The sequence below is a fragment of the Spiroplasma mirum ATCC 29335 genome (assembly GCF_000565195.1).
Taxonomy (GTDB): Bacteria; Bacillota_I; Bacilli_A; order Mycoplasmatales; family Mycoplasmataceae; genus Spiroplasma; species Spiroplasma mirum.
The window spans coordinates 1,053,483-1,075,135 of record NZ_CP006720.1; the positions used below are offsets into that span (position 1 = coordinate 1,053,483).

The following is a 21,653-nucleotide window of genomic DNA, read 5'->3' on the forward strand; positions in this document are numbered from 1 at the left end:
TGAAATTTTTGTGATAAATCTCATTTCCCAGTTCCTAAATAAAAATCAGTTTGTTAATAATTGGGAGCTAATAAATTACTAATTGCTTGGTGCTCTCCCAACCAAGTTCGTTCACTCTCATAAAAAGCAAATGGTCCTAAATCTAGGGAAGAATAACTTTTATCTAACACTAACAATAAATTTGTTGCAACAATATTTAGATCATCATAATATGTCCCGGTAGCCGGATTAATCCCAATTTTATTTTTTAAAGCAAACTGACTTATTATATCAGTATCAACAGTATATTTACCTTTTGGTAAAATTTCATCAATATAGTCTTAATACTATAAGCAAAATTACAAGATTGCATCCCTAATCCATAAGCAGATAATCCTAAACCTAATCCTAAAATTATTAAAAATAATATTATTGTTCATGATGAAATAAAATATTTAAATCTCCTCTTCAGCATTTAACTATTTCCTTTATTCTAAACAACAAAAAAGTATTATTTATTTAATAAATAATACTTTTAACAAAATTTATTTTAAAAAATTCATAATTTTCACATCAAAATAATAGTTAAATAACTATTTTAATTTTAAAATTGAATTTTTACACAAACGGTGCTTACTTTTACATTCAATAAATTTTATTAAAGTACTTTTGTGTTTTTATGGCATTAATTTTTATTTTTAGTTTATTAATTTAAAATACTGTCAAAATAGTTCTATTTAATCTCTGACTTTTATAAATAAAACTATTTTAATTAAAACATAAGATAAATATAAAAGCAATTAAATAAAACCTTATAATTTTTTCACATATTTGTACCAAATTTGTTTCACTTATCTTCGCGCATAAATTAATGAGCGGGTAATTGGATCATTTGTTGTTCCTAAATAGATTAATATTAACCCTAAAGTGCCAGTTACTTTAAACCCACTAATAATTATAAAAGCAAAGACATCTTGTCAAATAAACATTGAAAAAATTGAAACAATTAAGGAAAATCAAACATCATTGACGGTTCAGAGTGCTTGTAAAAATTATTAAATTAACTGTATCACAAGTCGTCATTTTAAAAACAAGAATCAAAAATAAATAATACCCACAACTGTTAATTAAGATTGTTGGCATATTAAAAATTTTTAATAACGGATAAGTTAAAGCTAAAATAATTAAACTGCCAACAAAAGAAACATAGGTGGTAAATTTTCAACATTGAATCCCATATTGATAAGTCCTTCTTTATCATCTTCACCAATTTTATTGGCAACTAAAACAGAACAAACTGTTGCTAATGCTTGAGTAAAAACAGTGACATACTGAATAAAAGTGCTCACAGCCCGGTTAAGACTTAATAATTCATCGCCCAGTTTAGAAATTGCCATTTGGTTAATTAAATTAACAACATTTCAAATTCCCATTTCCACGGAAATGGGAACCCCTAAAAAACAGTTTGTTTAATAAATTTTAATTTAATCTTTTTAAAAAAATGATAATCATTATGATAATTAATATATTTTAAGTTAAAACCTAACATATAAAATAATTGAAAAACTCTGGCAATCACAATAGTAAATGCTGTATATAAAATATTAATTTTAAAAACAATTAACATTAAAGTAACAATAATAATGTCAATAATATTAGAAATAATTGTCCCAATCATTACATGACGATTATGTTTACAAGCTTGTAGGCCACTAATAAAAACGTGGATAATACTCATGCCGATCATTCTTAATAATAAAAAGCGATAATATTAAATTGCAAATTGTAACTCATTAGTGTTAGTACCAGGGATATTAGTATTTTGAGCACTTAAAGCAGATAATAAGAACGGAGTAATCATAAACATAATAAATGCTAAACAAGTACAAATTAAAAAAATTAACAGCCAAGTAGCCTGACACAATTACATCCGATAATTCATTTTCCCACTGCTGACCAATTAAATTACCACAAACAATTAAAGTTCCTGATGCAATTAAACTAGGAGTAAATTGTAAAAAGTTAAAAGCAATTGTTGCTTTTGTCACCACAGGAAAATACAAACCATCTAAATACCAAATAATAACCACGGTATTAATTTGGGTAATTAAAACATTAAAAAATAATTGCAAAAATATTGGAAATGTTAATTTCCAAATAAGTTTGGCATCTTTGATTTTTAATTTGGCAAGAAAAGATTTTTATCACTCCCTGACAATTTTGGTTCTTGTTTTTCAAACGCATTCACAATCTATAAATCCTACTCTAATAATTACTAAGAATATTTTATCTTTTTTCTAAAAAATTAATAGGAAATTACCTTAATTTTCAACAAAAAAATAAAATTAAGTAACTGATTGGATTAAATATATCAACGCGGCTAGGGCAATCGCAGCTGATAAACAAGCAAAAAATAATCACAAATTACGCTTAATTCGATTTGCTAAGCTTAAATTACTCTCCACAACAAATCCAGCATTAATTCGCTTGTTTTTAGAATAAATATGAAAAATTGTGAAAACTACCCCAATAATTGTAAAAACAATTAAAATAATTAACGATATCAAAACTTCTAGCTTCATCTAATTACGCTCCTTGGTTTTTCCCCTCGATTGCTGCTTTAATTTTATCAGCATACACTAATTCGTCTTTCGATTTAATATTAACACTATTATTTAATAATACAATTTTAGTTTGTTCAGTTTCTGGCATTTCATCTGTTAGGACAAAGTAAAGATAACCACTTTAAAATAATTTTGGTTTTTGAATAATAATTTCTTTAATATCATTTATTTTAATCTTAACATACCGTTTTTTATGTAAGCCAAAAGTAACACTCCCCGAAGGTGTTAATAACAAGGGTATCATCTTCAATATTAACAAACGCTTTCCCGTATTCACTTTCAAATCATCAATGTCGCTTTTTCATTTAAACCAGTCCTTTATTTAATAAAAATAGCAAGTATTTAAGATACTTGCTATTTAATTATTGTTATTTATTAATACTATTTTTTTTCTTTGCTAATTCTAAAATTCGCATAAATCCTAATAGTCAAGCATTTCAACCTAATGATTTTTCTTGTGCGGTAAATAATTTTCTTCCCAAAACAGTTGATGTTAACGCGCATCCCCTAATGGGGCGATTGGGGTCGCCGTAGCAACTGGCCGTATTAAACACCATGGTCTTGCACTATCATTGAAGTTGCTACTAACACCGCAATTTTATTGATTGGTCCTCCCATATCAAAACCAACCATTGCTCCTAAGATTAAACCAACTAAGAATCCAATGTTAGGGTGAATTCCCATTCAACTTAAACCACAATCTAAACCACCCATTACATATCCAAAGAGCAGCTAATAAGAATGGTGTTGGAATTGCCACGATTGCAGTACAGAATAATGAAATAATAATAATAATAATAATTGGCATAATTGGTGCTAATCATTTTGGTACTTTTCATGAATTAACATATTTTACTAGATATCCACAAATTAATCCCGAATAGATGGTCCCAAATAATGTTCATGAGTTATTAGCGTTTCCTTGGAATGGTTGATGAGCATCAATAACTCCTCCATTCAAGTTTAATGCCCCGTTAAAGTCTCACCATAATCCTGATCCAGGATTAACTAACATATAAGTGACAATAATTGCTGGGGCAATTCCTGGTCTTCCCGCAATTGAGAAGGCAATATAACCTCCCATAATTGGAATAATTAAACCAAAACCAATATTTGCAATATTGTTAATAATCATTAACACATGCGCCATTTGTAATAAGTTAAAGTTTTTAGTTGCTCCTCAATCTGCTAAAGTAATGACATGACCATCTGCCGCGGTTTCGCCAATATTTCATGATGAACCAAAGCCAAAGCCATCACCATAAGTTACTTTCGCGATTCCTGACATAATCGCAAAACATAATCCCGCAAACACAACAAACGGAATCATTATAAGAAACCCTACTTAATAAGTGTCTTAATATGGCTGGTTTCCCCTGTCCAGAGTTAGCAATAAAGTCAGAATTATCATTACTTTCTCCGTAAATATAACCTTTTGCTAAAGCGTCTTTAATTACTTTTTTTAGCATCTTTAACACAATGGGGGCAGTTCCACAGGGATAAACTTTTTTCCCAATAAAACGGTCCATATCAATTCCCACATCATTTACCAAAATAACAACTTCTGCTTCATCAAGCATTTTTTTCGGAATTTCATATTCTAATTCTTTTTGTCCTTGACATTTAATGTGAATATTATATTCCATTTTTGTGCCAGCTTGTTCTAGTAGTTCTTTACACATATATGTATGAACAACCCCAGTTGTAGAAGCTGAGGTCCCAAGAATTGTTTTACCACAGTTGGGACTACTTTTTTTAGTTTGTTTAACATCACTACCGATTAATGTTAAAACTTCTTGTGGTGTTTTGGCATGTTTTAAATTATCACGAAAACTTTTATCCACTAATTTAACTGAAATTGAACTTAACACATCTAAGTAGAGTTCTGTTTGCCTTATCACCAGGAATAATAATTGCAATGGCAATTTTTGTTGGTTTACCATACATTGATTTTCAATCAAACCCATTTATCATTCGTAAGAACAAAATTGCTGGTTTTGTAACTTCCGGAATTAAAGCATGCGGAATGGCAAAACCATCTTCAAAACCAATTGATGATTCACTTTCCGGTTTTGTAAATCCAGCAACCAAAGCTTCAACACTAGTAACATAACCTAATTTAAACGCTAATTCCGCTAATTCTTGGAAAGCTTTTCGTTGACTTTTTTTGCCTTTGATTCTAAAATAATATGCGATTCATTAAATAATTTATGATCTATTTCCATTCTGTATTTCTCCTTTCAAATGAATTATACGCTTTTTTCAATAATTTTTTTGATTAATTATATTAAATTGGAAAAAAATATATTATTTTTAAATTTTAATATTTATGAATTTTTTATTACTTTTAAGCAAATAAAAAAGTAAAACCTATTTTAACATTGGTTTTACTTTAACTTTATCTTGCAAAACTTCATTCGTATCTTTATGAATTAAAGGTGAAATTGCTCGGTATGTAATATAAATAATTGCCGAGTTAAAGAGAATTTTAACTGGGGCCATTGCTAAACGGGAGATCATCGTCACTCCATAACCATCAGTTCCCGAATTCTTATTCTGGGACACGGTTAGGAATGCAATATCTCCCCAGGCAGATATTAGCGTGGTTACTCAATATTCATTAATAACAGCTAGCATAATAACCGCTACTAAGTCTCAATAGTGTTGTTTATTTTTATCAAAATAACGGTACACAAACATAATAATTCAAATAATTACTAATGATGCGCCCGTTCCAATCACAATAATATAAACTAAGACATCCTTATTAGTTTTTAAACCCGCAAATAATTCAATCGTATCAACAGGTGAATATCATGTCATTAAACTAGCAAAAGTTCCAAAAACAATAATAAAAATATTAGTTAATAAAAATAAAATTCATTTCCGTTGTCCAACCGCACGGTTTAAAGAAGAAACACAGCCAGAAATAAACCCAAACGAAGCAATTACAATAATATACGCCACATGGACATATGAAGGTACAAATAACATCACAATCATATCGGTAACTACTCCCGATAATAATCCTACAATTGGTCCAAAAATAAAACCACTAATCTTGACCATTAATCCCTCAAAAGCAATCCTGATCGGCGGAAACACCGTAATTGGCACGGTTACTGAAATTATAATTGTAACAGTTGCTGAAACTGCTGATAGCATTGTGATATAAGCAATATTTTTAGTTGTAAACCGAATTCCATGGTATTTCTTTGGATTAATTAAAAAATACAACCCATTATATACACAATAAACTAAAAAAAGGGCCCCGACTACTGCACTAGCAAAGTAAGCCATCTTGTTACTATATAATATTTTTGATATGTTACTAAAACTTGCTAATAAGCCCATAGTCGCCTCTCAATCCTTTATTTTTTATCAATCGCATAATAATCCTAAATAATTCATGTAATTATTATACCTTACATTTTTCAATCAATAGATTTTTTTTTGTTTTTTATTAATAGCTCATTAATTTGTTGAAAAAAATGTTGATCTTTAAATAAATGGTAACTAAAAGGTGAAGGATGAGCTCCCTTAATAATATTATCTTTATTTTTGATATATGGGGCAAAACTTTGCGCATAATTACCCCATAAAACATAAATAATGTCATCACGAATTTCATTTAAATAAATTAATAAATTAGTACTAAATTCTAACCATCCGATATCCTTGTGACTTAGCGGTGATTTTTTAACGACCGTACAAATTGTATTGTACAAAAAAACACCCTGTTTTACCCAACCAATTAAATTACCACTTTGAAAATGATCAATATTTAAATCTTTTTGTAATTCTTTAAAAATATTAACCAAACTAGGTGGTAATTTAACACCATCATTAACACTAAAAGATAACCCATTTGCTTGCCCTTTATTGTGATAAGGGTCTTGACCAATAATTACAACTTTAATCTTGCTCGGAGTAATTGTATTAAACAATGCTAAAATATTTTCTTGAGCTGGATAACAAGTTTTGGTTTGATATTCTTTTTGAATTGTACTAACTAATTTAATAAAATAAGGTTTTTTGCTTTCTTGTTCAAAGAATGGTTTTCATTCTGAAAAATATTTAAGTCACATTTTATTTCTCCTTATCTGTTTACCTTTATTATATAATTATTATAATCAAAGAAAGTAAAAATAATGAGGTTTCATATAAATATTGCTAAAACCCTAATATCTTAATATCCCAAACAATTATTAAAAAATCAAAATTTATTTGTTTATTAAAAACTGTGGATACGGAAGCAGCCCGCAATTTTTTAGCAGCCCACCAGGATCTTAGTGCAACATATAATTGTTATGTTTATATTATTGGGGAAAATAAGAATATCATCCGCAAAGATAATGATGGTGAACCGACCAATACCGCTAGTAAACCAATGTTAGAAGTATTAAATCATCATAACTTAACAAATATTGTATGTTTAACAATCCGTTATTTTGGGGGGATTAAATTAGGTAGGGGCCGGAGGATTAATTAGAGCTTATGCTCATAATGTTAGTGAAACTTTAAAACAAGCAACCATCGGTGAATATCACCAACAAATTTCTTTAAAAATTAATTTTTATTTTTCGAATAGTAAACTGAACTGGTAGATGAAATTTGTCGGAATTATTTAATTACTAATATTAAAAAAAGTTATCATGCTAATAACGTTGAACTAACTGGCATTGTTAACGAAAAATAGGGGCGAGTTAACAAGAACCTTAAATCTTAGCCAATTATCTTATTACTTTTCTTAGCATATAAATAATTAATATTTTTATTCATTACCACAAAACGTTTTTCATATTCAGTTGGAATATTATTATCTAAATACTTACTATTATATAAATCATTAGTATAATCAATAATATTTCATTGGTTCTCTTCTAAGCTACTTAATGAAAAGGCAAACAGATTATCATTATCAGTTTTAAAATGAATTTCACCATCGTTTTGCAAAATATCTTGGTACAAAGCTAAGAATGGTTTACTTGTTAAACGCCGATTTTGATGACGTTTTTTTGGTCACGGATCAGAAAAATTTAAATATATTTTCTGAACCTCATTGTTAGCAAATATATCCTTTAATTTAATGGCATCATATGATAATAATTTTAAATTATCTAAATTTTCAGCGACTAGTTTTTTTAAGGCTATAACTAAAACAGACGGATATTTTTCAATCCCCACATAATTTTGATCAGGGTTAGCCTTTGCTAAATTAATAATAAAATTACCCTTACCAGTTCCAATTTCAATATTTAAGGGTTTGTTATTTTTAAAAACTTCCGAAGTTCAATGTCCCTGATATTGTTCAGGGTGTGGAATGCAAAATTCAGGATGTTCATTAAGATATTCATTTGCTCATGGTTTATTTCTTAAGCGCATTTTTGTCTCCTTTCATAAGATTCTTTAACAATAAATAACGGACTTCATTGTTAATTGTTGTTTGGGGTTCTTCAAAATAACCAAATAAGTTTCCTAACATATAGTTAATCCCAAATTCATTAAGTTTTTTATAAGTTAAATAACTATTTACTTGGGGGGCAACTAAATTAATTCCTAATTTCTTTGCTAATAAAATTAAGTCTTTAATTAATTCTTGATTATGTAAGTGGATAAAGATTTCCCGGATGACTTCCGGAGCAATTAACCCAAATTCTGGTTGATAGTAGTATAAACTAGTAACATCCGTATTATCACTTCCTAAATTTTTAACTGCAATACTAATTCCTAACTTGCGTATTAGCGCCAGGTTTTTAGTAAATAATTTAGTATTAAAACTTGGTTCTTTTAAATCAAAAGTTAAGATTAAATTAGATGGTTTAATTTTTAATTCAATTAATTTAGTAGCAAATTTTTTTAAGTTAAACATTTCACTGGCAATAAAGTTTGCGGAATAAGATATAAAGACTTTTCGCTCTAGATAATCATCTAATTTTTTAAAATTCTTAATATTTAAAGCAGCATTAAAACGGGACAAAATATGTTGCTCAGTTTTTAAAAAAACATTTTTTAAATCATTATCATAAAATGATTCCAATTTTGACCCATTCACAAGATTGCTAGTATAGTTAAATTCAACTTGGTAGTTATCGTCAACATTAATAACAGGATAAAATAAACTAATAATTTTTTCAAGATTAGTTGATTCATTTAAAGCTAAAATATTTCTTTTTTGCGTTTTAATTTCACGAATTACAGCAATATCTGCAAAAATTACTTGGTTTTCATATTCAATATTACTGCGGTTATCAGCGGTGGTAATATTATACTCTTTTAGTTTTTCTAAATTGTTTGATTGAATCCCATAGATTGAAGCATAACCTTGTAATTTAATACTAATTTTATAATTATGTAAAGCAAAAGTTGTGTTAACTTTTTGTAAAAGCGTTTCAAATTTTTTTAAAACATCATCAGCGGGACGTTGTTTAAACCGGTTATTTTCTAGCAAAGTATTAATTTCTACTTTTAAATTTTTATCAAAAGGTAAGAAAATTCCAAAATGGTTTAAACTAGCTTTAAAAAATAGCACATCATCATTTTGCCACTGGTTAAAAACTTGTCGCGCAACAACATCAATAATTTTATTTTTGATATTCCCACTAACAATTTTATCTAATTTATTAATATTATTAATTTCAAAGGTAAAGTAAACTCCCCGTTGAATTTTTTGGCGATTAATTAAATCATAAATTGCCTCATGCGCTAATGCTTCACGAATATAAGTTGTCCGGTCATATTCAATAATATTTTGTAATTTAATCGCATGTTCATAAACCATTTCAATAATTCATTCAATCCCATAGCCAAGATAACTAAAGGCAATTCAAATTAAAACATTTAATTCTTTGACTAGACCATTGGTAAAGGAATCACTTTGATGGGTAGTTAATGTTACAATTGAGACTAGAATAAATGAGATTAAAATAATTAATGATCACATTGTTCACTGTGTTCATTTTAAATATAATCCAATAATTGTTACAATAATGGCAATAATAAATAACACAAAATAAATTAAAATACTGGCAGTCCCCGATAATTGGACAAATTCAATATTAGTTGCTGGAATTAAAACAAAATTCCCCAGTAAGATAATGGTTAAATATAAAATAATTGAAATTCATGAAATAAAAACACTAATAATTCACCCTAATAAAACAGGTAAATAAATGGTTGCAATATTTTTATCAATATCTTTGACAAAATAAGGAATTAAGCCCTGGGCAAGAACAACTAAAATTCCAAACAATCCCCCAATAATTAATTTATAATATAAAGCAAACCGAGTAAAATAATTTCGAACTAACCCTCAGGTAAACATATAGATAATAGAAAAAATTCCAATAAAAAATAAGTAAACAAATATTGTATTTAGTATATTGCCCATTTTATTACCACCTCAGTTATTTCTAACATTATTATATCAAGAATCTTTTTGAAAAAGGGGCCCAAAATAAAAAAATGGTGGAGATGGCGGGAATTGAACCCGCGTCCACAAACAATTTCCAATCATCTTCTACAGTTTAGTTTTATCAGTTTTAATTCATTATAAGATAATAGGACAAAACAACTAACCTTATAACTAAATAATTATTTTTAAAGATTATAACACTATCAATTATAATCCCGATTAGATTAATTTTCTTCTACATTAGCTCATTAATAATCTACAATTAATAACACTAACGATTAGCCAAAACTCTAACAGCGAATATTAAGCGGCTAACATTGCCCCAGCAAATTGATTGTTCATCATAAATACTGGCATTGCAATTTTGTCTTGTTTTTCTTTTTTGTTTGCGTTTCTTCAAACCTAGAAGCATTATAGTCTGCCAAACTACTGCCGATGAAATTCTACCATTCCTGTCGAAGCCAAGACATCCCCATATTTATAGTATACTTAAAATTAATTAATTTTTCAAGATAGTGGTGAGGCTCGTAAATAAAAAGAATTTTTAACTTATCAGTTAAAAATTCTTTTCTAAATATTATTTTAAGATACTATTCAAATCAATATCTAACATCACTGTTGTTGTCATATTATCATTTGTTTCGAAAGAAATTGTTGGATCATTTTTCGATATTACTTTTAATTTTAAATTTTTAATTTTAAGGTGCACATCCTTGACTGTTTCATTTAAAATAGCATCAATATTATTAGCAACCTCTCAATTTTTACCATCCTTGGTAATTTTAAAAATACTTTTTCCTGATAAAATTGTTAAATTATTATTAGTAATTTCATCATTATTGTATCCTTGTTGTGCTAATAACTCAAGTATTAATGAATTAACTAATTTAGTTAACGGAATCGGAACCGGAATTGTAGGAATGATGCTTCCTAAATCAATTTTTAAGGAAACATCTTTCGTAAGATCATGGTTGAGAAGTTGATCAAAAAGATCTTTTCCGATTTTATTAATATTTTTATTTCCTAAATCAATATCACCACAATTTCATTTGATTTGATAAGTTTCTCATCCCCAGAATGGTATTTTTATCATCGCCACTAATTTAAATGGTTCAGTAATCTTTGAACTTTCACTAGCTGCTGTTTGCCAGGGTTGTAATAAATTATGAATAATGATATCTAGATTAGTAGTTATTGGGTGTTTTACTTGGGAATTAATTTTAGTAAAACCATAATTATTAATATCAGTTGGTTTTTTAAATAAATACTGTATTAGCAATAAAATAAGATTATTATGGTTTTCAGCTTTTTGAGATAGCAAGAAATTATGGAAATGAATTAAATCAGGAGCCAAGGCGTTGATGATATCCCCAACATTTTCACTAATTTTAATTTTTACTTGCGAAGTAACTTCAAAAGTTTCATCAAAAGCAATCTTCATAATATTACCAATGGTAGAGAGTCTAGTTAATTGGTTAGTAAATTCTGTTCATTGTTTTTGGTTAGAATCCTCACTCGCAAATGAGGTGGGTATTCTTGTGGGTAATTTGCCAAAGCTAACCAAGCTGGGAATTAACCCGAGGATTATTTTTAATGGCATTTTTGCCCCATTAAAATTTAATTGAAGATCTGTTAACCGCGAAACTGAACTTGGGGTTTTTCATTAAGATCTCTTCAAAAGTTTTTAGCATCATTAATTTCTTTAGTTAAAAAATTAACTGTGAAAACTGATTGCTTTGTTTCACGGTCCGCAATTGCCGTTCCATTATGTAAAACAGATACATCAACACTAACATTATTAACTTCCGTACCCTTCACATTAATTGGTTGGTAAGTTTCATTGTCTAAAACAACTTCATAATTTTTATCAATTAGTAACTAGCTAGTAATTATTTGTTTAAGATCTTATACTTTTAAACTTTAATAATTAGTCGAATTAAATAATAACGGACTGTCAACTGTTCATTTAGTTAATTTTTTAATAATTTTGTGATCTTTATCAATAATTGGATCAACCACCGGGTCTTCTTTGGTTTTTTTGCTTGTTGAACCGGGGTTACATGCTAAAATTGTTGAAGCATTACTAGTTGTAATAGTTAATGCTCCTAATCAGGCTAAAAGTTTCTTCATTGTATTTTCCTCTTTATTAATTAAACTTTTATTTAACATAAGGAAAAATTAATTTAACATTACTTCAAATCATCCCTTTTTATAAAGTTATTTTAATTTAAGAGGGTTATCAGCTGTAATTGGTGGTTCTTTCTTTAAACAACTTTTGTCATTAAAAAGCATTAGAACATAAATCAATAATTAGATGTCCTCACCAGTAATCTTCCATATTTGTAAAAACTGTTGATGGAGGTGTGGCTTAATAGCATTTCTCATTTTAAACGATTGACATCAAATAAAATCTGAAAAAGAATCTGAATCCCATCTCTTAAAAAATTAGCTGTATTTTTTGGCGGATAACTAAATAAATCATCCCTAAAAACATTCCATCATGCACAAAAGAAACAGGTAATTGTAGGTCAAAATAAATTATTAATTTATAAATAAAATTGATAATAACAAATAGAATAAAACAGAATAAAAGTAAATACCGTTCCTTGTGATTTTGCACAAATTAATACACCATTGTTGTATATAAAACCGAAATCGTAAAAAATGCTTAAATATTAATTTCCAAATTAAAAATTAAAATAGTATCATAATAGGCTAAATAATTAATAGATATAAAATCAATAAGATTATAAAATGCAATAAATGAAAAACAAAAGGACGATAGTAAAAGAAGCCTTCGCCAACTTTTGTACCATGGCGTTTTTTTTTTTTTTGAAATTGTCGAAAATAACAAACGAAAATAGACAAAAATATAAATTATTAAAATAATTTTAACTAACAATAATAAAAATTTTTTAACAAGATTATCCTTCATAACAATAATTATTTTGTTTTAAAAGAGTAGTAATGTTATTAATTGTAATTTTAATTTCTTCAATAAATTTTTTAATGGTATCGTTATAAAACTTGTGATATTTATTAATAAAATTTCTTAATTTTGAAATAATTAAAGCTAACTGATTTAATAAAATTTGTTTTTAATGAAGAAATTTTATTTTTAAGGTTAGTAAAATAATTAAATATGTTTTATTCAAAGAAATATTATGATTTAGGAACTCTGGTTGTTTTCCTTGCTTGGGAATTATTTAATAACTCTAATTTATTAATTTCAAGATCTAAATTATCAAAATTATAATTTAAATTTTTAATTAATTGTTGGTTTTTCTCTAATTTTATTTGTAATTTAAAAGAGCATTTGAAGTATCTTTAAAATAATTTTTTAAATTAAAAGCAAGATATAATTTGCCAATATTTATTCGCCAATGCTATTTTTAAGTTTCAATCTTTCGTTGCTTAAATCACTTTATAAATGTTTGATTTTGTTAATAATATTGCTAACTTATTTTTAGTACTTTTAAAAACATAATATTGCATTTTAATTTCATCTAAATCATGCCTTAAATTAATATCAACTTTGCTATTTTTAATACTAATATTTTTATTTAAATTAATTTCTTGTGTTTTTAATTTTTGTAGTTTTAAATCTAATTCCGTCATCTTTTTATAGTGGAGAATATCCAAAATTTTTTCAACTTCCATCATATTCACCTAGCGTGTATTATTATCAATATTATTTTTATTTTTCTTAATTAAGTTGACTTTTTCATTAAAAATTCCAATAACTGATAATATAATTTCTTTTCTATTTTGTAAAATTTGTTTTAAAAAATCTAACTCATGATCATCTTGTTCAGTACTCAACTTCTCATGATAGTCTTTAAATAATCTCTGAATTTCTGCTAATAAAATTTCATTATTAATATCTTTCTTTAAAATATCAAGGTCAAAGACAGGAAAAACAGTGTTTTTAAATTTTAAATAAGTTTGAATTTTATTATTAGAATATAAATATACAACATTTTTAACATCATTTAGCAAGTTAGTTATGTTACTAATACTCTTAATTTCCATTAAATCTTTTGTGAATTCTGTCAGCAAATCATTTTGAAAAACTGATTGCTTTATTGAATTAAGGGTATTAAATTTACCTTTTAAGTCTTGCAATATTTTTTTTTGAATTATCTTTCATTCAATAAAAAAAGAATTATGAGATACATGTTGTTTTCGTTGATGCTCAAAAGATTCAAAAATTAAAGAAATATCTGTAATTTCTTGGGGTGTTGCATTTGCAAGCATACTGGAAATACTTGTTTTAAATTTAAAATACTTATTTTTTTGAATAAATACTAAATTTTCTTTTTGATTAAAAAATTGTTCTATTTCAGTCGCATTAATGGTACTAATTTGCGACAATTGTTGCAAAAGCTCCAATTTAAAATCAGCAAAAGCTTTGAAAGACTGCTGATCAAGAACTTCTAACGAAATTAATTCGTTTAAAAATAACTTAGTTTCTTCCTCTAATTTTAGTTTTATTTCTTCCAAGATAAATAAGCTGGCAGGGGCTTTGGTGTTGATACTCATATAAATGGTCCTTTCTTTAAATAAAAAATGCCATAAAAATCAAAGACTTTTATGGCATTTTAAATGCTCTATTCATCATTTATTAACTTAATTATATAAAAAAAAGAAAATTAAAAATGAAAAGCAAGCAATTATTTTAAACATTTAATTTGTTTAAATCTTAAGTTTTAATTTATTCTTAGTTTTCTAATATTTTTAATAATTATTTTATTTAAAAGTGATATATTAATTATTAAGAAAAGGAGAAAAACTAATGATAAAACAATTTACTGATAAAAACTTAAATAACCAAAACACTTATGTAATTTCTAACAATAACAATGCGATTATGATTGATACTTCTACAAGTGTTGAAGAAGCAATTCAATATATTTTGGATAATAATCTTAACCTTCATGCACTAATTATTACCCATGGCCACTGGGATCATTTAATTGGTTTGAATACTTTGTTAGCAAAATTTCCGGATGTTAAGACCTATATTAATGAATGAGATAAAATTTGTTTAACTTCAACAGAGCACAATTTATCAAAATACCGCCAAATTAATTTTACTGTTACTGAACCAATTAATAATTTAATCCCCATTCAGGGTTCGAAAAATATTTGTGAAATTGGTTACGAAATTCAGTTAAAACATATTCCGGGCTATACCCCTGGCAGTCAATATATTTTAATTAAAGAGTTACAAGCAATTTTTATTGGCGATACTATTTTTAAAGAGAAAATTGGTTTTCATGATATTCCATATTGTGATATTGAATATTTTAAAAATTCATTAATCCAAATTATGATGCTAGATGATGAACTTCTGGTTTATCCTGGCCACCATGAAAGTTTTTCTTTAAAAGAAGCAATTAAAAACAATGATGAGTTAAATGAGTTTCTACAAGTTAAATAAATTATGCTAAGGTTGTTGGATAATAATCTCCCCATGTGGTTCATGAGAATCTCCAACAATTTTTTTATTTCAGGGTACAATTTTATATAAAAGATAAGAAGTAATAAAATCAATAATTTTACTTAAACAAGAAATCATCATAATTCATTTGATATCAATATGGGCTCAGCGTAATAGGGTAAAGGTTATAAAAATATCAACGATTCAGATTAAAAATAAGTCAAAGACACTAACAATTAAGGTATAACCCCCTGAATACAAAAAGTTAAATAAATGTTGGAGCATATTAATACAGAAATAAGTAAAAGCACTAAAGGCTATAAACCAAGTTGTTAAGTATAATGCTTCAGCAGTTAAATTAGGGAATAGTGTTTTAGGTACCCAAAATGAACAACTTACAATAATTAACGAAATAATTAGCGAGCTAATAAAACTTAATTTTAAAATTTTCGTCGCATTTTCTTTGGCTAAATCTAATTCTCCGGCGCCCAGATTTTTCCCAACATATAAACTAACTAAGGCATTATAGCCCCGGAAGGTTGAATAAAAAATTGCGATTGCACTACCAGTAATTTGAGCAGCTGCTACCACACTTGTATCACCATAATAAGAATATAACGAAGTTTGAACCACGATTGAAGTACCAAATAACATGTTACTAATTCATAATGGTAAAAACGCTTTAATATATTTTTTATGCATATCACGACTAATTTTAAAAATATTTAAATTTGGCCGATAAATTGGTTTTTTAATAATTAAATAACCTAAAAAAATAAACATTCAACTGCTCTGGCCACAATTAAACTAATTGCCATTCCAACAATTCCCAAATTAGGCGAATTATGATATGGTAATGATAATATGCACACCAAAAAAGTATTTAAGCATAAAGATGATAAGGCCGTAAAAAATGGGACTTTCACATTACCACATGTATTCATAGTCAACGACATCAAATAACCAAACCCTAATAAGGGATAATTTCAGGCGGTTAACTGACTATAACTTGTGCCAATTTCACTCGCCTTTTGATGATGCTGATCAGTCGTTCCTAAAATTAGTCCTAAAATTTCTTTACTAAATAATTTTAAAATAATAATAAACAACACCGTAAAAATTAAAGTATAAAATAATTTAATATTTGTTGTCTCTTGAACTTTATGATCATCTTTACTTCCTAAATATTGGGCGGTAAAAATATTGCCCGCGGCAATAATGGAAAAAAAGATGTACCATACTAAATCATAAATATTACTAGAAGAAGCAACCCCCGTGACTGTATCAGTATCACCAAATTGGCCAACAATAAAATTATTTATTAATCCTAATAGTGTTTCAACCAATGCTTGAACACAAATTGGAATCATAAATAACCAGGCATTTTGATAAAAAACTCAAATTGATTCCGTTGATTTTTGGCTTTGCATTTTGTCATCCCTTCTTGATTCTTTATTCCATATAAAAAAATATTTTAATTTACATTAAGTCTCTAGATTAAAATATAATAATTATTTCTAAATTAAATAACTTTCCTAATATTTTAATACTATCATAAAATTTCCGCTTTTCTTGGTTTGAAATTTATTCATTAATAAAAAGCAATGGTGATCACCATTGCTTTTGTTACGAGTAATAATTAAATTATTTTAACTCAACTGTCGCTCCTGCCGCAACTAATTGACCTTTAATTTCTTCTCCTTCTTCAGGTTTAACTTTTGCTTTAATAATGGCTGGCAATTTTTCAACAACTGCTTTGGCATCCATTAATCCTTTTCCTGTTAGTTGACCAACTAATTTAATAACCGCAACTTTACTTTGTCCAGCGTCAGTTAACACAACATCAACTTCAGTTAGTGCTCCCGTTGTAGCTCCTCCATCAGCAGCAGGGGCTGCCACAGCTGCCGCTGCTACTACTTCAAAGTGATCTTCGATTGCTTTTACTAATTCATTTAATTCAGCTAGTTTCATATCTTCTAGCGCTTTAATAATATCGTCTTTTGTAATTGCCATAATTTCTAATCCTCCTGTTAATTTGGTATTTTTTAATTTTAAACAATTAAATTATTCACTACGAGTTTTTGCAATTTCTTTAACTGCAATTGCAAACATTCGTAATGGGTATAATAAACTTGATGCAAACATTGAAAGTAATTCATCCTTGGTTGGTAGTAATGCAATTTCAGTAATTGCTTTAGTATCCAACACTTTACCTTCATAAATCCCCGCTTTTAATTTTAACGCTGGGTGTTTTTTTGCAAATTTTGCTAAAGTTTTTGCTGCTGCCATCTCTTCACCTGTACCAAAAGCAAATGCATTGGGACCTGTTAAGAACTGATCCAATTCTCCAAATCCTGCTTCTTTAGCCGCCAAGCTTACTAAATTATTTTTATAAACTTTAATACTAACACTTTTTTCAGTTAATGTTCTTCTTAACTCTGTAAACTCTGCTACTGTTAATTTTTGATATTCAACAATAACCGCTGAATTAGCAGTTTTTAAATTATCAACAATTTCTTTAACAACAGCTGTTTTCTTTTGTAATGCTGGCTTCATTCTTTGCCTCCTATAACTACTAATAAAATAAAAGCAATTAAATAATAAATATTAATTGCCAGAAACATTATAAAAATAAACATATAAATAAATATTTAATTACATGTCATAATGCCTCGGCAACATTATTAAGATTATAAATAATCCGTTGCTGTCTATGGTATTTTAGATGACTATTGGTATAATACCAAAATATATATTAGTCTATTTGAAGGTTAATGTCAATGAATTTTTAAAAGTTTGAATAAATTATATTTTTATTGGTTTAAGGTTATTGAAGAAAATAAAAAAATATCGGTATTCTTACAAAAAAATAATTTATTAAAAATAATTTAATTAATCATTTTCACAAAATTAATTAAAAATATATTAAAAAATAAAAACCGCTAGTCCAGAGATTTTTATTATACTAATTTAATTTTGTATTATACTTCTAAAACTTTTTATTATTTTTAAAATAATATATAGTAGGTAAAATATTATATTTATTATTTGTATATATTGTTTTTAGCCAAATCCTATTACTACAGTAGTTGTAGTTGGAATATTATCATATAATAAACTAACATCTAAAAATACTAGCTCACTACTTTTTAATTGGGAAAGTTCTGTAATTTCAGTTCTTTGTTCTCTAATGTTAATATATTTGTAATATCTATTTTATTCTCGTCTACAATTCACCTTAAAGAAGGTGAAAAGTTAAAATATCTTTTAATTTCTTCTTTAAATTTTACAAATGTCGAAAAAGGATCAAGACTATGAAATGTTAGTCTTATTCTTTTAATATATCCAGCAATTTCTTTACTATCAAGATCCTTTAATATAAGTTTTACAGATTTTAATCTAAAATTATCTAAAGAAGCGCTTCTCCCCCGAAACTTGATGTCTAAATCTAATGTTTTATCAGACTGTAAAAGACTCCACGAAACTTCTTGAAACTTGCTGCGAATAGAATCAACGATAACTTCATCCATGTGAATTTGCTCATAAACTTCTTTAGTATAAGTAAATTTAGTCATATGCTCACGAATAATATGTTCTATAGTATGATAGTTAATAAGATTATGTGAATTATTACCTCCCGAAAAAATATCTGCATTATCGCTGCTGTTAGTCTAAAAAACAAGCTCAGTAGCACCTAAAGTTTTTCAATTGAGTCGTATACATTGTCTTTATTTGAGGAATGTCCATCCTTATCAGAATGGTTATTAGTATTTTCACAACTTATTAATGGTGCAGTACCACTACTAATTAATGCAGCACTACTTAAAATACTTAATATTTTTTTCATATTATATTCGGTCCTTTTCTAATTTTTATATAGTTGAAATTAAACAACTAAAAATAATATCGTTAATAATATTTAACTTTAAAAAAACTATAATTAATAAAATAAATCAGTTTTGAATAGATTGATTTTTAATTTTAAATTCAATAATAAATAAAATATTAGGTTTAACAGCGACAAGTAAATTAATATTAAACTGAAGTTTTTTAAGACATCTCACACCAATACCAAGTATTATAAAGATAAAAACTAAACTGATAGTAGATAATATTGAAGAAGTATAAATTAACACTACTCCAATTGCATTTAAATTTGCAATTAATTGCAAAAAAGGAATTTTATAAAATAATAATATATTTATTTGATAAAAATATATTTCAAAGCAAAATAATATAAAACAATAACTTCACATTATAATAAGCAATCAATTATTCTGTAGTGTTGTTTTTACAAAACTAATATTATTTATTAAATTTTATTGAAAACTTTAATAATTTTATTAAAACGCTTAATAAGACTAAACTAATAATTCCTATATAGAATATATCAAATATTAGAATAAAATTTGGAAATAAAAATGATGGGCGTAAATAAAGGATAAGGTCATATAAAAAAATATTAGGCTAAAAAATAATAACATATAATAATTATTAATTAATTTTGCCTGTAATTTCTTAAATTTGACCTTTTTTAGTATACTAAATTACCTCATGTTTAAAATTAATAATTTTAATAATTTATTATTTATAATAAATATTATCATTTTTTTATAATTTGTAAAATCACATACATATATGATTATCTTTGCTTGTTATTATATATATATATATATATATAAAATTGTATTGCAAAATTATGCAATACAATGGAAATTTAGCTTCTTGTTATTTGATCAGATTTTACTGATGTTTGTTTGGCCTTGTTTTCTTCTGTTTTTTCTAAATTTTTTAACTTTTTCTTAACTAATGAATCAGCTTTTTCTAAAGTCCGTGTTTTTGATAAATTAGTACTAGGTTGGGGTTCGGGTTGCGATAAGGATAATGAGGGATTAACTATTTCTCGTAACCTAGCAATCGGTTCTGACTCTCTAATTACTCTTAAATTTAAATTTACTGCTAAATCATTATATGAACAATTATCAATTATCTCAAAAATTTGACTAGCATTAAGAACTTGGAGCCCTTTAATCTCTACTAGTAATTTATTATAATAGTCAGGATCTGAAGCCCTGGTCAATTGTTTCAATAATGATTCTGAAATTGTTCTAGCTTTATACTCTACTTTTTCTAAAAAGAGATCATAAAATTTATTAACTTTTGCAATTGATTCTAAAAATATTGGATTAATATCGTTTCTTGAAATATTATCTAACTTTTTTTCAATTTCTTTAAAATATGCAAGGGTTTCTTGTTTGTGTTTAGTAATCGCTTCATATTTAGGTTTCCCATCTTTTTCTAATAAATAGGAGTGATTACTTAAATTAATAAAATTTTTCATTAATAATTTTAAAGCAATTACCTGCGGAAATTTTTGATTATTTTCCTGCATTAAATTTTTAGCGGTTGCCATAAGTTTTTTTACTTCTTCAATTTTTTCTCTTGTTTGTTGCTGTTGGTGTTCAAAATTAAGTGGTTCCTCATTAGAATTTTCTGGTTGCGGATTTGCCACATTATCGCTTTCTTGGGCTGATTGTTGTTCTTCATTTTCAAATTCTTGTTCATATTTTTTAAAAGTTATATTAAATAAAAAACAAAAGAATCATCGAAAATAACTTTTTTTCTTATAAAATTTTAATCTCCGCTTTTGTTTAGCAATTTCTACTTCCGTTCTTTTTTTTCATCAATTAAACATTCAATCCAATCCTTCCTTTAAAAATTAAAAATATATTTGCTCAAATAGCGTTCATAATTTTTAAATAAAAGTTTATGTTCAAACGTTATGTCAAATATTTTTTCTTTTTAAATTCATATTAATTTAAAAAATTAATATTGGGATTTTAATGAAAATTAAATTAATTTCAGAAAAACGAACCATTAAATTTATGTAAAAGAATACATAAAAAATAAAAAAAGTACCTAAAAATTATTTTTTAGGTACTTTTAGTACTCAATTTACATATAATTATTATAAATAATTTTTAAAAAAAAACAATAACTAATTTGAAGATTATCCCCTCTAATAGTTAGGAAAAAAATACAAATAATGGTTTTTATGTTAAGATAAAAATGGTTATAAAAAATTGAGAGTTAACCCTCCCATTGTAGTTTTATTTAATCCTATAAATTTCTGAGGTTAGTAGGGCTTTTTTTAATGCCTAATTAATTAGGCTTAAAACTAAAATTATGAACT

General features: G+C 26.6%; 29 protein-coding genes, 1 other RNA gene and 1 other annotated feature. Of the genes, 2 read left to right on the forward strand and 28 right to left on the reverse strand.

What is annotated here, in order from left to right:
- Positions 1 to 1,163 precede the first annotated feature (1,163 nt).
- From P344_RS05440 to P344_RS05485, 13 genes are all read right to left on the reverse strand, one after another.
- Entirely contained in the window at positions 1,164 to 1,418 is a 255-nt protein-coding gene (locus P344_RS05440) for a hypothetical protein (RefSeq protein ID WP_025317862.1), read from the reverse strand.
- A 14-nt stretch (positions 1,419 to 1,432) separates the two neighbouring features.
- A complete protein-coding gene (locus P344_RS05445; protein WP_025317863.1) occupies positions 1,433 to 1,717 on the reverse strand; it encodes a hypothetical protein in 285 nt (94 codons plus the stop codon).
- Between the two features lie 76 nt (positions 1,718 to 1,793).
- A complete protein-coding gene (locus P344_RS05450; RefSeq protein WP_025317864.1) occupies positions 1,794 to 2,111 on the reverse strand; it encodes a hypothetical protein in 318 nt (105 codons plus the stop codon).
- Between the two features lie 213 nt (positions 2,112 to 2,324).
- Positions 2,325 to 2,561, reverse strand: a complete 237-nt coding sequence (locus P344_RS05455; protein ID WP_025317865.1) for a hypothetical protein — start codon at positions 2,559 to 2,561, stop codon at positions 2,325 to 2,327.
- A gap of 4 nt (positions 2,562 to 2,565) precedes the next feature.
- Positions 2,566 to 2,691 (reverse strand): hypothetical protein, encoded by a 126-nt coding sequence (locus P344_RS07980; protein WP_269078596.1) that lies wholly within the window; start codon positions 2,689 to 2,691, stop codon positions 2,566 to 2,568.
- Positions 2,692 to 2,724: 33 nt separating this feature from the next.
- Positions 2,725 to 2,853, reverse strand: a complete 129-nt coding sequence (locus P344_RS07985; protein WP_269078597.1) for a hypothetical protein — start codon at positions 2,851 to 2,853, stop codon at positions 2,725 to 2,727.
- A gap of 118 nt (positions 2,854 to 2,971) precedes the next feature.
- Entirely contained in the window at positions 2,972 to 3,160 is a 189-nt protein-coding gene (locus P344_RS05460) for a hypothetical protein (protein WP_025317866.1), read from the reverse strand.
- On the reverse strand, positions 3,150 to 3,287 hold the full coding sequence (locus P344_RS06900; RefSeq protein WP_156028596.1) for a hypothetical protein: 138 nt from the start codon (positions 3,285 to 3,287) through the stop codon (positions 3,150 to 3,152). The genes P344_RS05460 and P344_RS06900 overlap by 11 nt, the downstream gene beginning before the upstream one ends.
- Entirely contained in the window at positions 3,271 to 3,891 is a 621-nt protein-coding gene (locus tag P344_RS07005) for a PTS transporter subunit EIIC (protein ID WP_158500480.1), read from the reverse strand. Before P344_RS07005 ends, P344_RS06900 begins: the two co-directional genes overlap by 17 nt.
- Positions 3,773 to 4,474, reverse strand: a complete 702-nt coding sequence (locus P344_RS05470; protein WP_025317868.1) for a PTS sugar transporter subunit IIABC family protein — start codon at positions 4,472 to 4,474, stop codon at positions 3,773 to 3,775. The genes P344_RS07005 and P344_RS05470 overlap by 119 nt, the downstream gene beginning before the upstream one ends.
- Positions 4,452 to 4,799 (reverse strand): PTS sugar transporter subunit IIA, encoded by a 348-nt coding sequence (locus P344_RS08150; protein ID WP_081717410.1) that lies wholly within the window; start codon positions 4,797 to 4,799, stop codon positions 4,452 to 4,454. The genes P344_RS05470 and P344_RS08150 overlap by 23 nt, the downstream gene beginning before the upstream one ends.
- A 174-nt stretch (positions 4,800 to 4,973) precedes the next feature.
- On the reverse strand, positions 4,974 to 5,957 hold the full coding sequence (locus P344_RS05480) for a hypothetical protein (RefSeq protein WP_025317870.1): 984 nt from the start codon (positions 5,955 to 5,957) through the stop codon (positions 4,974 to 4,976).
- A gap of 71 nt (positions 5,958 to 6,028) precedes the next feature.
- Entirely contained in the window at positions 6,029 to 6,691 is a 663-nt protein-coding gene (locus tag P344_RS05485) for a uracil-DNA glycosylase (RefSeq protein ID WP_025317871.1), read from the reverse strand.
- A gap of 155 nt (positions 6,692 to 6,846) precedes the next feature.
- Between P344_RS05485 and P344_RS07705 the strand changes: the two genes are divergently transcribed.
- A complete protein-coding gene (locus tag P344_RS07705) occupies positions 6,847 to 7,095 on the forward strand; it encodes a YigZ family protein (protein ID WP_051413800.1) in 249 nt (82 codons plus the stop codon).
- A 233-nt stretch (positions 7,096 to 7,328) separates the two neighbouring features.
- Here P344_RS07705 and trmB read toward each other — a convergent pair whose 3' ends face one another.
- The 8 genes from trmB to P344_RS05525 form a co-directional block, all read right to left on the reverse strand.
- Positions 7,329 to 7,988, reverse strand: a complete 660-nt coding sequence (gene trmB, locus P344_RS05495; protein WP_025317872.1) for a tRNA (guanosine(46)-N7)-methyltransferase TrmB — start codon at positions 7,986 to 7,988, stop codon at positions 7,329 to 7,331.
- Entirely contained in the window at positions 7,972 to 9,993 is a 2,022-nt protein-coding gene (locus P344_RS05500; RefSeq protein ID WP_025317873.1) for an EAL domain-containing protein, read from the reverse strand. The genes trmB and P344_RS05500 overlap by 17 nt, the downstream gene beginning before the upstream one ends.
- A 75-nt stretch (positions 9,994 to 10,068) precedes the next feature.
- Positions 10,069 to 10,491: a transfer-messenger RNA gene (ssrA, locus tag P344_RS06415) on the reverse strand.
- A gap of 103 nt (positions 10,492 to 10,594) precedes the next feature.
- Positions 10,595 to 11,617: a hypothetical protein gene (locus tag P344_RS05505; protein ID WP_025317874.1), complete on the reverse strand. Its 1,023-nt coding sequence runs from the start codon at positions 11,615 to 11,617 to the stop codon at positions 10,595 to 10,597.
- A 32-nt stretch (positions 11,618 to 11,649) separates the two neighbouring features.
- Entirely contained in the window at positions 11,650 to 11,835 is a 186-nt protein-coding gene (locus P344_RS05510) for a hypothetical protein (protein WP_025317875.1), read from the reverse strand.
- Positions 11,836 to 11,937: 102 nt separating this feature from the next.
- The gene (locus P344_RS05515; protein ID WP_148552340.1) at positions 11,938 to 12,147 is read right to left on the reverse strand and encodes a lipoprotein; all 210 of its coding nucleotides are present in this window, start codon (positions 12,145 to 12,147) and stop codon (positions 11,938 to 11,940) included.
- Positions 12,148 to 13,431: 1,284 nt separating this feature from the next.
- Complete coding sequence (locus P344_RS05520) at positions 13,432 to 13,677, reverse strand: hypothetical protein (RefSeq protein WP_025317877.1); 246 nt, start codon at positions 13,675 to 13,677, stop codon at positions 13,432 to 13,434.
- 9 nt (positions 13,678 to 13,686) lie between these two features.
- Positions 13,687 to 14,559, reverse strand: coding sequence for a hypothetical protein (locus P344_RS05525; protein WP_025317878.1), 873 nt, complete (start codon positions 14,557 to 14,559; stop codon positions 13,687 to 13,689).
- Positions 14,560 to 14,812: 253 nt separating this feature from the next.
- Here P344_RS05525 and P344_RS05530 point away from each other — a divergent pair, with 253 nt between their 5' ends.
- On the forward strand, positions 14,813 to 15,460 hold the full coding sequence (locus P344_RS05530) for an MBL fold metallo-hydrolase (protein ID WP_025317879.1): 648 nt from the start codon (positions 14,813 to 14,815) through the stop codon (positions 15,458 to 15,460).
- A 6-nt stretch (positions 15,461 to 15,466) separates the two neighbouring features.
- On the opposite strand, the gene P344_RS05535 is transcribed toward P344_RS05530, so the two are convergent.
- The 7 genes from P344_RS05535 to P344_RS05560 form a co-directional block, all read right to left on the reverse strand.
- Positions 15,467 to 16,243 (reverse strand): MATE family efflux transporter, encoded by a 777-nt coding sequence (locus P344_RS05535; protein WP_025317880.1) that lies wholly within the window; start codon positions 16,241 to 16,243, stop codon positions 15,467 to 15,469.
- On the reverse strand, positions 16,228 to 16,890 hold the full coding sequence (locus P344_RS05540; protein WP_025317881.1) for an MATE family efflux transporter: 663 nt from the start codon (positions 16,888 to 16,890) through the stop codon (positions 16,228 to 16,230). The genes P344_RS05535 and P344_RS05540 overlap by 16 nt, the downstream gene beginning before the upstream one ends.
- Positions 16,891 to 17,104: 214 nt before the next feature.
- Positions 17,105 to 17,473 (reverse strand): 50S ribosomal protein L7/L12, encoded by a 369-nt coding sequence (gene rplL, locus P344_RS05545; RefSeq protein WP_025317882.1) that lies wholly within the window; start codon positions 17,471 to 17,473, stop codon positions 17,105 to 17,107.
- Positions 17,474 to 17,524: 51 nt separating this feature from the next.
- Positions 17,525 to 18,016, reverse strand: coding sequence for a 50S ribosomal protein L10 (rplJ, locus tag P344_RS05550; protein ID WP_025317883.1), 492 nt, complete (start codon positions 18,014 to 18,016; stop codon positions 17,525 to 17,527).
- Between the two features lie 77 nt (positions 18,017 to 18,093).
- Positions 18,094 to 18,195: a sequence feature (ribosomal protein L10 leader region), on the reverse strand.
- A gap of 414 nt (positions 18,196 to 18,609) precedes the next feature.
- Entirely contained in the window at positions 18,610 to 18,990 is a 381-nt protein-coding gene (locus P344_RS05555) for a hypothetical protein (protein WP_025317884.1), read from the reverse strand.
- 164 nt (positions 18,991 to 19,154) lie between these two features.
- A complete protein-coding gene (locus tag P344_RS06905) occupies positions 19,155 to 19,307 on the reverse strand; it encodes a lipoprotein (protein ID WP_156028695.1) in 153 nt (50 codons plus the stop codon).
- A gap of 870 nt (positions 19,308 to 20,177) precedes the next feature.
- Positions 20,178 to 21,155, reverse strand: a complete 978-nt coding sequence (locus P344_RS05560; RefSeq protein ID WP_025317885.1) for a hypothetical protein — start codon at positions 21,153 to 21,155, stop codon at positions 20,178 to 20,180.
- Positions 21,156 to 21,653: the final 498 nt, after the last annotated feature.